Origin of the sequence: Chthonomonas sp. (assembly GCF_035294505.1) — a bacterium.
Taxonomy (GTDB): domain Bacteria; phylum Armatimonadota; class Chthonomonadetes; order Chthonomonadales; family Chthonomonadaceae; genus Chthonomonas.
The window spans coordinates 1-15323 of sequence record NZ_DATGKU010000160.1 but is presented as its reverse complement, the minus strand read 5'-3'; the positions used below and the strand labels follow the sequence as shown (position 1 = coordinate 15323).

The 15323-nt window shown below is 54.6% G+C and carries 13 protein-coding genes and 1 pseudogene; 8 read left to right on the top strand and 6 right to left on the bottom strand.

Translation table 11 applies throughout. From position 1 onward, the window contains the following. The 4 genes from VKV18_RS09045 to VKV18_RS09035 all read right to left on the bottom strand — a co-directional run. A partial coding sequence (locus tag VKV18_RS09045) for a potassium-transporting ATPase subunit KdpA (RefSeq protein WP_324203881.1) occupies nt 1-597 on the bottom strand: 597 nt, incomplete at its 3' end. A gap of 14 nt (nt 598-611) precedes the next feature. Beyond that, nucleotides 612-698 (bottom strand): potassium-transporting ATPase subunit F, encoded by an 87-nt coding sequence (locus VKV18_RS15940; RefSeq protein ID WP_414647188.1) that lies wholly within the window; start codon nt 696-698, stop codon nt 612-614. Between the two features lie 271 nt (nt 699-969). Next, nucleotides 970-1368, bottom strand: a complete 399-nt coding sequence (locus VKV18_RS09040) for a DUF2294 domain-containing protein (protein WP_324203880.1) — start codon at nt 1366-1368, stop codon at nt 970-972. A gap of 350 nt (nt 1369-1718) precedes the next feature. Beyond that, nucleotides 1719-2498: a hypothetical protein gene (locus VKV18_RS09035; protein WP_324203879.1), complete on the bottom strand. Its 780-nt coding sequence runs from the start codon at nt 2496-2498 to the stop codon at nt 1719-1721. 324 nt (nt 2499-2822) lie between these two features. Here VKV18_RS09035 and glgP point away from each other — a divergent pair, with 324 nt between their 5' ends. The 3 genes from glgP (at nt 2823) to VKV18_RS09020 (ending at nt 7372) form a co-directional block, all read left to right on the top strand. Continuing rightward, on the top strand, nt 2823-5393 hold the full coding sequence (gene glgP, locus VKV18_RS09030; RefSeq protein ID WP_324203878.1) for an alpha-glucan family phosphorylase: 2571 nt from the start codon (nt 2823-2825) through the stop codon (nt 5391-5393). Nucleotides 5394-5570: 177 nt separating this feature from the next. Beyond that, nucleotides 5571-6167: a D-sedoheptulose 7-phosphate isomerase gene (locus tag VKV18_RS09025; RefSeq protein ID WP_324203877.1), complete on the top strand. Its 597-nt coding sequence runs from the start codon at nt 5571-5573 to the stop codon at nt 6165-6167. A gap of 17 nt (nt 6168-6184) precedes the next feature. After that, a complete protein-coding gene (locus tag VKV18_RS09020) occupies nt 6185-7372 on the top strand; it encodes a glycosyltransferase family 4 protein (protein WP_324203876.1) in 1188 nt (395 codons plus the stop codon). 68 nt (nt 7373-7440) lie between these two features. Here VKV18_RS09020 and VKV18_RS09015 read toward each other — a convergent pair whose 3' ends face one another. Then, nucleotides 7441-7935, bottom strand: a complete 495-nt coding sequence (locus tag VKV18_RS09015) for a fasciclin domain-containing protein (RefSeq protein WP_345786405.1) — start codon at nt 7933-7935, stop codon at nt 7441-7443. Nucleotides 7936-8324: 389 nt separating this feature from the next. Here VKV18_RS09015 and prfB point away from each other — a divergent pair. The 5 genes from prfB to VKV18_RS08990 all read left to right on the top strand — a co-directional run bounded on the left by prfB (nt 8325) and on the right by VKV18_RS08990 (nt 14710). Beyond that, nucleotides 8325-9447 (top strand): peptide chain release factor 2 gene (gene prfB / locus VKV18_RS09010; protein ID WP_324203874.1). Its coding sequence is split into 2 segments (ribosomal slippage): nt 8325-8393 and nt 8395-9447, totalling 1122 coding nucleotides; the frame shifts between segments, so codons are not numbered across the junction. Between the two features lie 2 nt (nt 9448-9449). After that, nucleotides 9450-10178: a 5'-nucleotidase gene (locus VKV18_RS09005; protein WP_324203873.1), complete on the top strand. Its 729-nt coding sequence runs from the start codon at nt 9450-9452 to the stop codon at nt 10176-10178. Continuing rightward, complete coding sequence (locus tag VKV18_RS09000) at nt 10159-11277, top strand: M28 family peptidase (RefSeq protein ID WP_324203872.1); 1119 nt, start codon at nt 10159-10161, stop codon at nt 11275-11277. Before VKV18_RS09005 ends, VKV18_RS09000 begins: the two co-directional genes overlap by 20 nt. A gap of 287 nt (nt 11278-11564) precedes the next feature. Continuing rightward, complete coding sequence (locus tag VKV18_RS08995) at nt 11565-13448, top strand: TonB-dependent receptor plug domain-containing protein (protein WP_324203871.1); 1884 nt, start codon at nt 11565-11567, stop codon at nt 13446-13448. A 509-nt stretch (nt 13449-13957) separates the two neighbouring features. After that, on the top strand, nt 13958-14710 hold the full coding sequence (locus VKV18_RS08990; RefSeq protein WP_324203870.1) for a phytanoyl-CoA dioxygenase family protein: 753 nt from the start codon (nt 13958-13960) through the stop codon (nt 14708-14710). 3 nt (nt 14711-14713) lie between these two features. Here the strand turns inward: VKV18_RS08990 and VKV18_RS08985 are convergent. Further along, a pseudogene (locus VKV18_RS08985) lies at nt 14714-15323 on the bottom strand (hypothetical protein); the annotation flags it as partial.

Below are 15323 nucleotides of genomic sequence, written 5' to 3'. Positions count from 1 at the left end.
CCCTTGCCACACCAGCAGCAGCGCCAAAATGAAGGTGAGCGGCAAGAGAATGTAGAGGGTTGCCCGTGTGGTATCTACCCAAAAGTTGCCGATTTCACGCACTGTGCGACGAGCAAACCCACGGATGAAGGCCACGGCCACAGCAATGCCGGCAGCGGCCGACATCCAGTTGTGCACCGCTAAAGCCACCATGTTGGAGAAGTAGCTGACCGTGCTTTCGGGAGTATAAGACTGCCAGTTGGTGTTGGTCGTAAAAGACACGGCCGTGTTGAAGGCCAAATCGGGCGGCATCTGCTCGGATCCGAACTTTTGAGGGTTCCAGGGAAAATGGCCTTGCAACCTCAACAGCAGGTAGGTAAGCAATAGCCCCACCACACTAAAGAGCACAAAGGCGATGGCGTAGGTTGTCCAGGGCATCTCTACCTCCTCTTCGATGCCGAAGAGCCGATAAAGCCCCAACTCGAGCGGGCGAAGAAATGGGTGGAGAAGCGTTCTTTCCCCTTGGAAAACGCGGGCCATATAGCTGCCAAGCGGTTTGGTAAACACCAGAATCAGCAGAAAGAAGAGAAGTATCTGTGCGACGCCGTTGGGTGTCATGGTTTCCTTGCCTCCTAGAAGCGCTCCGGATAGAAGAGCGCATAGAATAGGTATATAAACACGCAGAAGGTAATGAATAGGATAAACGCTTGTTCGATCATGGTTGGCCTCCTTGCATGAGGCGGTAACAGCCGTAGAGGAACCCTAGGGTGACGGCCGTCATCCCCAGTACGATGAGTATGAAAAACCCATCCGACATGTTTTTCTCCTTAGCATGCATTGTTGTTTCTTCGGTTTTAAAGGCACAAAAGGCCGGAAGTATCGGTAGCTCTTTCTATTAAGAGCCTCCGTAACCTCCGGCCTCCCTTCCGACAAAGGCGCAAAGAACGGCCTTCTTCGGAACGGCAACCTGCTCTATTCTGTTGTTGAGGCCTACCTCTTGCGAGAAGAGAGATTCGACGAACCGAGAAAGCGCTTCTCTACATCCTCTTCCAGGATGTAGACCTCCACCAGCTCGGCGGCCTCTACGTTCACATCGCCATAGCTTCGCAGCACCTTACACCCCACGATATTGGCGATGATCGTTTCAATTTCATTGCGACTGATCATGCGCAACTCTTGCCGGGCGCTTCGAATCAGCCGGCGACCCTCTTCGGTGGCCACGAGGTGGGCCTCGGTGGGCGTGAGAATGCCCGTGCAACGTACCAGCAGGGTATCACCAACCAGGTGCACCTTTACATCGGAGGGACCACGACCCTGTTGCTCCCTCTGGAATCGCGACACCGCGTTGGCGATCTCCGCCTCGATCATGCCTTTCGTTGGTTGGTTCATATACGGGCTTCTCAGGCCGTCTAGCAAAAAGGCCAGCATCCGACCTGCCCGTGCGTTCACGGCACACGTTCAGCTGGGATGCTGGCCTACAGGGATACCGGGTTTTTAAGCCCCTTATCCTTGTCCACCAGGACAAATGGAATTCTACCACATATTGCACCTGCTGTCAAGGGGAGCCATCAGAATTTTTTCATGCTCTTCGTTGAAGTAGATTCCACCTAGTGGACGTTATCCTAAAATTCGGTTTCGTCGTCTGCCGTCTAGTGGAGGAAGGAAGCCGGCAACGCCCCCTTCCTCTCACCCAATGCAGAAGCGCGCTGTGAGTTGTGAAAAGGCTCCTTTAAAGGGTTTTACCGACCTCTGCGGCGCCTTCGGGCACACAGCGGAATCCACATGCTACCTGCCACCAAACCGGCAAAGCCAATAAGGCTGCTGGCCTCCGGTGTGGCGGCAAAGGCGATGTCTTGTTTACGGCCGTTCGCCTCTGCTCCCGCGTTCTCGAAAATGGAGTTCCAACTGCGTCCGTCGTTGGCAAAAGCGGCCTGTTCGATGCTGTAGACTCCTGCCAGGTCACCATAACTGTGCTGGCCCGAATCCACCGCGGAAAAGAGACTGCTCCAGCTGTAGGTATGCGTGGAAGGGTTGTAATTAACCGAGCCTCCCAAGGAAAGGTCCCAAATAGCGAGTTGGGCATCGGTTTTTGTTCGCGAAGCGGGCGTGTTGGCGTAGTGTGCCACAATGTAGTCAATGGCGTGGATATTTTGCATAGAGATGGTGTTGCCGTGGGTGCCGTTCGCATAGTAAACGCTGCCAAGGCCGCTGGTGGGGTTGGAAACGGTGGTGCGAAGAGCACTCCAGGTATTCCCATTCGAGATGCTATCGAACAGATCGGTGCAAAAACCGGTATAGGTTTGGCTGCTGCCGTTGATCTGAAAGTTGTACTGGCCGGCAGCGGTGCTCTCGGTGTGTGTTTGATTGTTGAGCACATAGGTGACATCCACACCGTTAGAGCCGTTCGAATCGAGGAAATGGAGGGTATCTGTGCCGGCATACGCCCCACGGCTTAAGGATAGGGTTGCGCCCAGACAGGCCAAAACAAATACCCAACGGAAACGAACAAACGTTGTCATTCTCTCTCCTCAAAGTTGCAGCTAAGCGCTGTTGAATTTTTGGTGTTCATTCCCAAAGGATTGGTGTCTCTCACTGTAAGCTCTTAAGCAAGCAAAAGCAAAACATTTCAAGAAGCTGGTCGTTCATTCAACACTGTTTCATGTCTACGCTCTATATACCAAACAGGTTGTTAAATTGGCAAGAAATCGCATAAAAACAGGTATCTTACTTGGGATGATACAGATGGGATCAATCCATAGAAATTTTTGCCTACTAAAGCAGGAATCCTTCCCTCTAACGCCTAATTGAGGGGTTGTATCTTAACCGTGCGCCGGAGAGATGAAATGCCCAAAATTCGCGCCTACCACGTCGTTCCCGCCTTGCCCGAACCGCTTCAAAAGCTGCGCACACTGGCCTACAATCTGCGGTGGGCTTGGGATCACGAGACGATTGAGCTATTCCGAAGTCTGGATCGCAATCTGTGGGAACAATGCGAACATAACCCGGTTCGCATGTTGAGCCTGATTTCTCAAGAGCGTCTCACCGAGGCGGCTGCCGACGACTCCTTTCTCGCGGAGGTAGACCATGCGCACTACAGCCTCCAAACCTACCTCACCACCTCCAATACTTGGTATCGGCGCCAGTGGGCGGATAAGCTTCCTCCCGAAACCTGCATCGCCTACTTCTGCATGGAGTTCGGCCTTACGGAATGTTTACCCATCTACTCCGGCGGGCTTGGCGTTTTGGCTGGCGACCATCTGAAATCGGCCAGCGATCTCGGCTTGCCGCTTGTGGGCGTCGGGCTGCTGTATCAGCAGGGCTACTTTAAGCAGACTCTCTCTCCCGACGGCTGGCAACAGGAGACCTACCCAGAAAACGACTTTTACTCGATGCCCTTGCAGGCGGTGCTGAACGAAAAGGGCGAACCGCTGAAAGTGTGTCTCGACCTGCCTGGTCGGCAAGTCTTCGTGCGTGTTTGGCGGGTTAACGTGGGGCGCGTGCCTCTCTACTTGCTCGATACCAACCTCCCCGAAAACCGCCCAGAAGACCAGGATATCACCGACCAACTCTACGGAGGCGACGCCGAGATGCGCCTGCGACAGGAGATGGTACTGGGCATCGGCGGCATGCGCGCTTTGCACGCTTTGGGAATACGCCCAACCATATGCCATTTGAACGAGGGGCATGCGGCCTTCACCGCCCTGGAGAGAGCACGCGAACTGAGAGAGGAGACGGGATGCGACTACGCCACAGCGCGTGAGGTGGCCGCGGCCGGCAGCCTGTTCACCACCCACACCCCCGTCCCTGCCGGCTTCGACGTGTTCTCGGCGGATTTAATGAACCGCTACTTCGCCTCCTATGCACAACAGCTGGGGCTGTCGTTTGACGAGCTTATGGGCCTGGGGCGCGTGAACCCTTGGGACCAAAGCGAGCAGTTCAACATGGCCGTCTTAGCCGTGCGTCATGCCCACCAGGTGAACGGAGTGAGCCAACTCCATGCACGCGTCACGCGCCGCATGATGCAGGCAGGCTATCCGGGCTTTCCCGAAGAGGAGGTTCCTGCAAGCTACGTTACCAACGGAGTTCATCTGCGCTCCTTCGCCTCGATGGAGATGGCGGAACTGCTCGATAAATACCTAGGCGGGCGTTGGTCGTACGACGGAAACCCCGACGGGGTTTGGGAGCGCATCGAGGAGATACCCGACGAACTGCTTTGGCGTGTCAAAGAGACGCGCAGAGAGAAGCTGGTTCTTTTTGCGCGAGCGCGCTTACGGGCGCAACTAGAAAGACGCTATTTCCGAGACGATTCGGAGTTTCGTGCTGCTGCCGAGGTCTTAGACCCTCATGCGCTCACCATAGGCTTTGCGCGGCGTTTCGCCCCCTACAAACGCGCTACCCTGCTTCTAACCGACCCCGATCGTCTTATCCGCCTGCTTACCAACCCACAACGGCCGGTACAGCTTCTCTTTGCGGGGAAAGCCCATCCCCGCGAAGATGCCGGTAAGGAGCTTATTCGCCAAATTGTGCAGTTTTCAAGACGCCCTGAGGTTCGCGGGCGAATTCTTTTCCTTGAAGACTACGACCTCAACGTGAGTCGTTACCTCGTGCAAGGATGCGACGTGTGGCTCAACACCCCCCGGCGTCCTATGGAGGCCAGCGGAACAAGCGGAATGAAAGCCCTGGTTAACGGAGGGCTGCATGTATCGGTGCTGGACGGTTGGTGGGCCGAAGGCTATGATCCCCGTGCCGGGTGGGCTATCGGACGAGGGGAGGAGTACTCCGACCCCCAAGAACAGGATAGGATAGAGGCTACGGCGCTCTACAATCTCTTGGAGAATGAAGTTGTGCCGCTTTTTTACGACCGAGGAATGGATGGCGTACCCCGCGCTTGGGTCGCCCGCGTGAAATACTCTATGCGTACCCTATGCCCTCGCTTCAACACGCACCGCATGGTAGGGGAATACGCCACACGATACTATTTTCCCGCCACATTACGATGCCTAAAACTGAAGGCGAATGGTCTAGAGCGAGCACGTACGCTTGTGGAGTGGAAACAGAGAGTGCGTAGCCTCTGGCCACAGGTGCGCATCCAAGAGGTTATTACCATACCCGAAGAGGGCGCCACACTGCAGGTGGGCGACAAACTGAAGATAACGGTGAAGGCCTTTTTGGCCGGCCTCACACCGGAGGATGTCCGCGTGCAGGCCTATAGCGGCTCTCTGGATGCCGATCGAAGGCTGAAGGCGGAGAGTATTGTAGATATCCCCTATGTTGGTCAGGAAGGCGAACTGTGCTGCTTCCAGGTGGAGATGCCCTGTAGCGCCAGTGGCCTTCGAGGCTTCTCCGTGCGTGTTCTTCCCTTCCACCCCGATGCCCAACTGCCTGCGGAGTTGCCCCTTATCTGTTGGGAGTAACCTCCCTGCTGGCTTCCACGAAAACTCAGCATAGATACGGTATCACGCGGTGGCCCAACTACCGATAATGCATTTGTGGCGCTTTCTTTTTGTGTTTTTCTCTGCTGTTCATGCTTCTATGTGGTAGTATGAACTTAGGTATGTCGAAATACGTCATTATCCAAGAAAAGGGCGGTTATGACACAAGACGCAAATCTCTCCTCAAGACAAACTCTCGCGCGCACCATCGCCGAGTCGATAGCCGTAAAAGAGCAACTTTTCGATGCCTGCAACGTTGCATTTGAACAATGCGTTGAGGCCGTCGTCTCTGCTTTTAGAAAGGGAAATAAGATGTTGCTTTGCGGTAATGGAGGCAGCGCATGTGACGCACAGCATGTGGCCGGCGAATTGGTAGGCCGCTTTTTAAAAGAACGCCATCCCCTTCCGGCCATAGCCCTCTCTGCTTCCGACGCCATTCTCACCTGTGTGGGAAACGACTACAGTTTTGCCGACGTTTTTGCCCGACAAGTCCATGCCCTTGCGCAGCCTGGGGATATCGTCGTGGGTATATCTACCAGTGGCAACTCGCCTAACGTGATTCGTGCCATAGAGGCCGCACGCCATTGTCAAGCCGTCTGTGTGGGCTTCACGGGTGCAGATGGAGGGAAGTTACGCGAGATCACCGATATCTGCCTCTGCGTGCCCTCCAAAGTGACCGCACGCATTCAAGAAGCCCACATCACTCTATGGCACGCCCTTTGTGAGGAGATCGAAAATCGCCTTTTTGGTTCGTGAAACCGCGCTCGCATCCAATGACCTCAGCCCAAAAACATCCTTGCCGCGTTCTCTTCATAGACCACACCGCTCAGCTTGGGGGTGGTGAGGTGGCTCTGTTGCGTCTTACACAAGCCTTCGACCGCTCCCGAGTCGCCCCGCATGTGCTGCTTTTTTCCGACGGTCCTCTCCATGCCAAGCTAGAACAGGCCCAGGTGCCGGTAGAGCTTTTCAAGTTGAACACCCAGCTTGTGGATATGCGCAAAGACGCTTCGGGGGTTCGTGCCCTTCTCAAACCGAACCGACTAGGCGCCGTCTTAAGCTCTATTGGGCGCTTGGCGCGTCTCTTGCGTACCAAACGCTTCGACGTGGTTCACACGAACTCCCTAAAGGCCGACCTCATCGGTGGCTTTGCCGCTCGTCTTGCCCATATCCCGCTCATTTGGCACATCCGTGACCGAATCGAGCCGGACTATCTTCCTAAAAATACGGTTCGTTTTATACGGTTGCTGGCCCGCTCGCTGCCTACTTTCATTGTGGCGAACTCGTGTGCCACGTTGCAGACATTGCACCTACCCAAACAGAAGCCCACCGATGTTATCTACAGCGGCATCCCCGACGATTGGGTTCTTCCCCCTTACCCCCTACCGCCTTTACGCGAAAAATCATGCGCACGCATAGGACTCATGGGCCGTATCGCAAGATGGAAGGGACAACATATCTTTCTTGCCGCCGCAGAAAAGGTGCAGCAAAGCTATCCACAAACGCAGTTCGAAATCATCGGCTCGGCCCTGTTTGGGGATCAGCCCTACTTTGAGGAGCTGCAGGGCGAACTAGCAAGACGTAACCTCGGCGAACGGGTCGTTTTTAGAGGGTTTCAAGAAGACACAAAGGCTGTGGTGAGCGGGCTTGACATTCTTGTGCACGCCTCGATTATCCCAGAACCTTTAGGACAGGTGGTTCTGGAAGGCATGGCCTTAGGCAGGGCGGTAGTGGCCACGGCAGGTGGAGGAGTGCTTGAAGTGATGGTTCCAAACCAAACCGGCCTTTTGGTGCCGATGGGCGACGCCAACGCGATGGCCGAGGCCATCATGCGGCTGCTTTCCGACCCATCGCTGGCGCAGGCGATGGGCGAACAAGCCCGACGCCACGTACAGGAGCACTTCACGGTAAGCGCCATGGCGGAGCGCGCTACCGCCATCTACCAGAGAATCACGCAGACATAAGCAAAAAATGCCTAGCCTCAGAGGGGCTAGGCAAACATAAGCAGGCTAAGTGGAGCAGGTAAGGAAGTCTACTTGGCGCTTGCCATTTTGCTTTTGAGATCGGGAGGAAGAATCACGGCGTTAATCACGTGGATTACCCCGTTGCTGGCCTCGATATCTGTCTTGATCACCTTGGCGTTATCCACAAAAACACCCTTTTTGCTGTGGTGAATCACAATATCGGAGCCCTCAACCGTCTTCACCTTGGAGCCGTTTTTTAGCTTCAGCACATCTTCGCTCATCACCTTGCCGGGAACAACATGATAGGTGAGGATGGCCGTTAGCGCCTCCTTGTTGTGGAGAATCGCGTCGAACTTCTTCTGGCCTATCTTTTTGATGAGATGTTCAAACGCCTCGTTGGTCGGCGCAAATACCGTGAAGGGGCCAGGCCCCTCTAACGTCTCGGTAAGGCCGGCCGCTTGAATGGCCTTTACCAGCGTGCTGAACTGATCGTTTTTCTCGGCGATCTCAACGATATTGGGCTTTTGTGCGCTATCGTCCTGATCCTGCAACGAACATAGCATCAGGGGTTTATTGCAAGGCTGCGAGGGCCGTGCATAACCTGCAGTCAGCCCTAAGGCCAGGGCAGTTCCTGCAATGGCAAGCGTATATAGGCGAACTGTCTTCATGTTAGCAGAACTCCTTCGTGCTGAATTGAGCCTAGCTCACCCTTTCTACGTTTTCAAATATATTATCGGTTCCTGATATTATTATCTGATGATACTTCTTTCTCCCTAAAAAGTCAACCGGCCGTTTTCACCTCCGCTCTTGAAGCGATCTCTGGCATCGCCCTTGCGTAGAGAGTAAAAGGAAACCGTGGTTTTTGAGCGCCAAGGGTATACTTCAAAGGCGATTTCGCTGACGAAACTTTCGCCCCGATAGGGTTGTCCAACTATTTAAGGAAAGGAAAAGGATGTTAGAAGAGCTTCAGCGTGAAGTTCACGAACTACGTGCCCGCCTGAACGAACTCGGAGGGCATCTTTGACTACGCCCGAAAAGAGGCTGAAATCCAACGGCTAGAAGAGGAGGCGAGCGCGTCCAATCTTTGGGAAGACCCCGAAAGAGCGCGAACCCTGCTTCAAAAACTGAATCAGGCGAAAGAGGCCATCGAGCCTTTTCAGCAGCTCCAACGGCGTATCGCCGACCTCGAAGCCTACGGAGAGTTGCTTGCCGAGCAGCCAGAGCCGGATGCGGACGCTTTGAGGGAGTTTGAAACCGAAACCCGAAAGGCCATCGCCGAAATCGAGCGTCTGGAGCTAGAGACCCTGCTCTCCGGGGAACACGACGCCGCCGATGCCATTGTCGAGATCGAGGCCGGCGCCGGCGGTACCGATGCCTGCGACTGGGTTACCATGCTGCAAAGAATGTACTTGAAGTGGGCAGAGACACACGGCTATACCACCGAGATCGTGGAGGAGAGCGAGGCTGATGTGGCCGGTCTGAAAAGCACCACTTTTCTGGTTCGTGGCCGCAACGCCTACGGCTACCTCAAGTCCGAACGAGGGGTACATCGGCTTGTGCGCATCTCGCCTTTCGATGCCAATAAGCGGCGACAGACCTCCTTTGCCCGTGTCATCGTGTTGCCCGATCTCGGCGAGGAGGCCGAGGTGGAGATAGCCCCAGACGACCTCCGCATAGACTACTACCGCTCGAGTGGGGCGGGCGGACAACATGTAAACAAAACCGAATCGGCGGTTCGCATTACCCATATTCCTACCGGCATTGTGGTGACCTGCCAAAACGAGCGTTCGCAGCATCAAAATCGCGCCGTTGCCATGCAGGTGCTGCGGGCACGCCTTTACGACCTGCAGCAACAGCAGCAGCAGCAACGCCTTGCGAATCTGCGAGGGGCGACCAAGGCCAACGAATGGGGAAATCAGGATAGATCGTACGTTCTTCACCCGTATACTCTAGTGAAAGACCATCGCACGGGCTACGAGACCAGCGATGTCAACAGGGTATTGAACGGCGATCTGGACGGCTTTTTGCAGGCCTACCTACAGTGGCTGAGGCGCCCTGTGGAGCAGAGGAGTTAGAAATGAAACCCTTAGGTGGTATAAAGACGGGGTTGCGTCTGTTGGGCTTTGGTATGGGGCTTGTTGGTCTCTTGCCGGCCTATGGCGCGGCCCCACCCACCGCAAAACCTCCCAAAGAGAGCGCTACGCCCGTGGCCGCCGCAACGGCCTATCGCACCGAGGTAGCGCTTTCGGTTGATAAGATAGGCTCGCAAGAGACCGCCTTAGGAGGTCTGGTGGCGGATGCCCTGCGGGAAGCTGCCCATGCTGATGCGGCTTTCATTCCGGCGGCCTCGTTTCGCTCGGATGCCTCTGCCATCTCCCCGGGCAGTTTCAATCCAAACGACGTGGTGCAGATGCTCGATTTCCGCAGCGAAACCATCGCCGTGGTCAAGCTAACGGGTGCGCAAATTCGGCGCGCCCTGGCGCACGCCTTCCTCCTCTATCCGCAGGAGAACAGCAGTTTCCTCCAGTTCTCCGGTCTCACGGTGACCATCGAGCCGAATGCGGAGGAACAAGGGCGCATTGTCTCCGTTCGCATCGGCGGGCAGCCACTGGTGGATAATCAAACCTACCGGGTGGCGATGCCGCTGACTTTGGCCAACGGCGCCCTGGCCTATTTTAAGTATTGGGATAAGAGCGACATCGTGCAAACCCTCGATACCACCTTGGAGCAGGCCATCAAGAGCTATCTTAAGACCCATCCTGTCATCACCAAAGGAGAGGACCGCCTTGTGGAAAACGGGAGCTGAGTATCTAAAGCACGGTTTGGCAGCCCTGTTTCTCTTTTCGCTCTTGCCGGGCTGCCATCAAGGGGATTCCTCCACCAAAGCGATAGCCTCTCCGGCGGCTCCAAGCCCCACATCGCTGCAGACTTCTCCTTCAAACGACGCAGCAGAAGCTATTAGCTATCCCTCCTTCGATGCCGAAGAGGCCTTTACGTTGCTGAAAAAGCAGGTGGATTTCGGCCCACGGTATCTCGGCACGGAGGCTCATACCAAAACGCTTCAGTTTCTTCGTGATGAGATGCAAAAATACGCCGACGTCACCGTAGAGCAGCGCTTTTTCTACCGCGATATGCCGGTAACCAATGTAATCGGCATCTTCTACGCCAAAGGGCAGACTCGCCCCGCCCAACACCCCGTTTTGTTGATGGCCCATTGGGATACGCGACCGGTGGCGGACGGGCCTTACTCCTCGGAGCTGGCCAAAGGCCCCTTTAAATACGGCCCGCACGGGTGGAACCGGCTGGCACCCATCCCCGGCGCCAACGATGGCGCCTCCGGTGTGGCCGTGCTTTTGGAGTTGGCCAAGCTGTTCCACAAGCAGCACCCACCTGTAGGCGTGTTGTTACTGCTGGACGACGGCGAAGACTACGGCGATTTCGAGGCTAACGATTTTAAAGGGGATGGCGTCGAACTTGGATCACGCTATTTCGCTACCCATTACACCGAAGACCCCCGCTTTGGGCACCCGGCCTACGGCATTCTGCTCGATATGGTGGGTGGGAAGGATATGCGCATCTACCCAGAACAAAACTCTATGATGTATGCCCCCGACATCAACGATCGCGTCTTCGGAACGGCCCAGGTGCTGGGCTACAGCGACATTTTCGTTCGGGATACCGGCCAAACGGTGGATATAGACGACGACCACCTCGCCATGAATACACAAGGCCATATCGCCACTATTGATCTTATACAGCCTTTGCCCGACCCCAATCACCCCATCGTTGGAGAATATAGGCCTTGGCACACACTAGAGGACGATGTGGCTCACTGTTCTGTAAAGTCGCTCAAGGCTGTAGGCGACACCATCGCCCGCGTCATTTATACAGAAACCGCAAATTAAACGATTGCAAATCCTCTTTAAAATCACCTCTATTCCTTCAAACTACACCTTGCTTTCATGAGAATTGTTGAATTAATTTACAACTCCATTTTGAATAAATCTACTTTTTTACTAACACTTTAAAATCCTCCTAAAAATACGGGCACAGACGCCGAAAATTCTTTGCCAGAGCAAGCTAGATGCTCCCTAAAAACAACGGAGGACGAGTTTTAGTGCACAGGAACTTTACACTAGCGTTTTTGAGCCTTTGCTTTGCGATCGGCGCGATGGGAGGCGAGGCGCTCCCGATGGCAAGCTACACAACAACCTCTGTAAGTAATGAGTTGTTATTTGCCGGCCCACAAACGGTGGTAACCGCAGCGCGAACGGAACAGCCGATCAACCAATCACCGGCCGCTGTCACCGTAATAACGGCCGATGAGCTACGGCGACACGGCGTGGTAACGCTATTAGATGCACTCCGCTATGCCGTGGGGGTAAACGTAGCCGAATTCAACGGCGATGTAGCCAATATCTCTATTCGAGGCCTTACCTCGCAAGTAGCTAGCACGGTGCTTGTGCTGTTAGATAATCGCCCTCTTAACGACCAACTAACCGGTAGCCTTTTTTGGAATATAGCGCCGCTTTTAATCAGCCAAATTAAACGGATTGAGGTAGTTAGCGGACCCGGCTCCTCACTTTACGGCGCCAATGCCTTCAACGGCGTCATCAATATCATCACGAAAACACCCGCCGAGCTTGCTGATGGAAAGTCGAATCTACATGTGCGCACGGTACTCGGCGGATATAAAAGCGACTATGATGAATTGATCGCCTCGGCTGCCGATCGACATGATAACTCCGTCGCACTTACTTTCGCCTATAACCACACCGGCGGTTTTGGATCCGGCGGAGCGACGGGGGCGCGAGATAACTATGCGACCCCTTTCATCGGAATAGATGCAGAACACAAACTAGGGAAAAGCGACTTGCGGCTTCAAGCCGGCGATGTCGAATCGAGTGGCAATATCTATCCGTCCGCTGCTTACTTTCCGGCCATCACCTCTCATAATCCCTATATAGTCCTTCGCTATGAGGAGCCTACAGGCAGCAATCCCTTTGACGCCCGTATCAGCTATTCCGATTTTAAGTCTACTTCGGAGAATACGAACATCAATCAATCGCATCTCTTCGAAGGTGAGGTTCAGAAGCAAAATACTCTCTCTCACAAAAATACAATGGTGTATGGTTTGGCTTGGAGCCATACGGTGTTTCATTCCGACCTTGTACTGCCAGGAGAACATTATCAAGACCTTTTTGGTCTCTATGCACAAGATGAGCAACTTTTTGCGAAAACCTGGCGTGTTTATCTTGGATTGCGCTTTGACGACGCCACCGCCTATGGGGCCACCTTTTCTCCACGCATCACTCTGCTAAAACAGTTGGGTGCAAGACAGATATTGCGTTTTGCCTTTGGTAGGGCCTTTCAAGCGCCGACCCTACTAGGGCTATATACTCACAGCAGCATGTCGCTTGGTCCTGGGCTTACCGCTCTCTCTCTCGGCAACCCCCATCTGAAACCGGTAACTCTTAGCGGTTTCGAGCTTGATTGGCGCAAAGAGTTCGGAGATAGCTTTGTTGAGATAAATAGCTATTACAATCGCGTTCAGAACCTTATCGGTGTAGCTCCTATCGCCTTCCAGCCCTCCCCACCCTACCCGCCTGGTATACCCTCCACGTTTCAATTCATGAATATGGGCAACACCAACATCTACGGATTAGAATTCGATTCAGGCTTTCAGATCACTAAAAACATTCGCATGCAGTTTAACTACGCCTATAATGAGGAACACCCGATGAACAATGCCCCGAATCATCAAGCGAATCTCGCACTTGATGGGATATTAGGAGATCGTTGGGATGGCTTTGTCGGAATACGTTTCGTCGGGACATCCACGATCGTCGGTATGGGCGCCCCACCGGCGGTGGCACCGGCCTACGTGGCTATGGACCTTCGGCTGGGGTATAAACTGAAACGTGGTAAAGACCCTTGGAGGCTCGACTTCATCGTGCACAATCTCTTTGCCGATCACCATATTGAGGAGCCAACCTCATCACCGCCTCCGGGCATGCCGGCCATCATTACGCCGATTCGTACAGTGGCCTATTTGGCGCTCTCAGGCAGGTTTTAGGGAGGAAGCCCTAAAACTTTCCTTCGCTTCTATCATCCTCTTACTCTTCGCCAGGTGGACTTCTGCTTCACTGCAGGACATCTGGTGGGATGCGCAGAAGTGGTAGACGGGGAAGAGTGCTTCACAGGGTGGCTTCCTGCTCTATCGCGTGGAAGAGCATTGGCCATGTAAGCAAACGTTCGTGCTCCCCTCAGGTTATAGGCCCCGGCAACTTCAGCGATGCAGCGAATGACTATCTGTGATGGCAGTTTTTAGTAGGGGTTGCCTCAATAGGTTGCCCCTACTGACCGAACGGTAGACCCGCCTATGCAAGATGAACCGTTGCAGGAGGGTAAGCATGCGGTTTGGTAGGTCGGGTTGTAGATTGATGAGTTTGCCTGACGATTTGAGGTGAGGAGAGAAAAAATACAGCCTATTTGAAGGCATTGGGAGATAGAAGGAATTTGAACGAAAAAAGCGCATCTAATTCTATATCCAAAGCGAAGCCTTCATAGGAGGATGCCATAGCGATGACCGAAGAAGAGAGGTACATGTTCGATGTGTGGGGCTATCTCGTGGTAGAGAATGCTATCCCTTCGGAAACTCTGCGCGAGATGAACGCCTGGATAGATGCCCAAGAGGCAAAAGACCCCAACTGGCAAAAACAGTACGCTTCCATTCTACAGTGGGGGCCGCCGTTTCTCGCCTTGCTCGACAACCCACGGGTGTTGCCCTATCTTGTGGAGCTATTGGGACCGGAGCTGCGTTTAGACCACGATTATCCCATTTTCTCGCATGCGGGGGCTCCCCCTTTGCACCTGCATGGTGGTGGAACGCCCTACGATCCGGCGCAGTACTATCATTGCTATCGGGGGCAGATGTACAACGGGTTGACCGTAGCCTCCTATGCCCTGGCCGACATCCCTCCTGGGGCCGGCGGTTTTTGCTGCATTCCCGGCAGCCATAAAGCGAACTTCCCCTGCCCACGCCCGCTGCAAAATATGGAAAAAGAGTCGCCGCTTGTTCAGCAGGTTCCCATGAAAGCGGGGGATTGCATTCTTTTTACCGAGGCGTTAACGCACGGCACGCTGCCGTGGAAGGCGTCGCATCAGCGCCGAAACCTCTTCCTCAAGTACAGTCCGAAGCATCTTACCTGGGCAAACACCTACTATTTTCTGCCGGAAGCCCGCCGAGGAATCGCGGAGTTAGAGCCGCTCCTAACCCCCACGCAACGGGCCTTGTTAGCGCCTCCTAGCGTCTATCAGCATCCGCGGGTGATGTGAATGCTAGTGCGGAGGTGGCATTGGCCTGCCGTTGCCGCCGCCCATCGGAGGTGTGGGGGCCGTGGGCGGCTGAGCCCCTCCGGTATTGTTATCAATGCCGGGCGTTCCAGGCGTGGGTAAGGGCGGCGGCGTAGGGGTGATGACGAGCTGTTTCGTCACCGCTTTGCCCGTGTTGTCGGTAGCGGTAAGCACAAACGTCGTTGGCTGATTGACGGTTACCTCCAGAGAGCCGCTAGGAGCTAGATCGGTAGCAACCGTCTGGCCGTCGAGCGTTGAGAGGGTAATGGAGACCGCACGTACGACGCTCCAATGCAGTTTGACCTTGGAGCCGAAGTAGACCGTTTTGGGGCTATAGGTAAAGCTTTGGATAGAAGCCACGCTTTGATCGGGCGGGAGCACGTGCACGGTAAGGGTCTTCTCGGCCGGAGGGATATTGGCATCTTGGCCGTACACGCGCAAGGTATAGGTTACGTCGCCAGGAACGGCAGGCACCTGCACGGTTTTGCTATCGGCGAACGGCGATATCTCAATGCTGCCGGGGTCAAGATAGATATGGGCTGCGTTGCGTGCCTTCCACGAAAGCGTTACCGAATCGCCGGGATGCACCACGGTG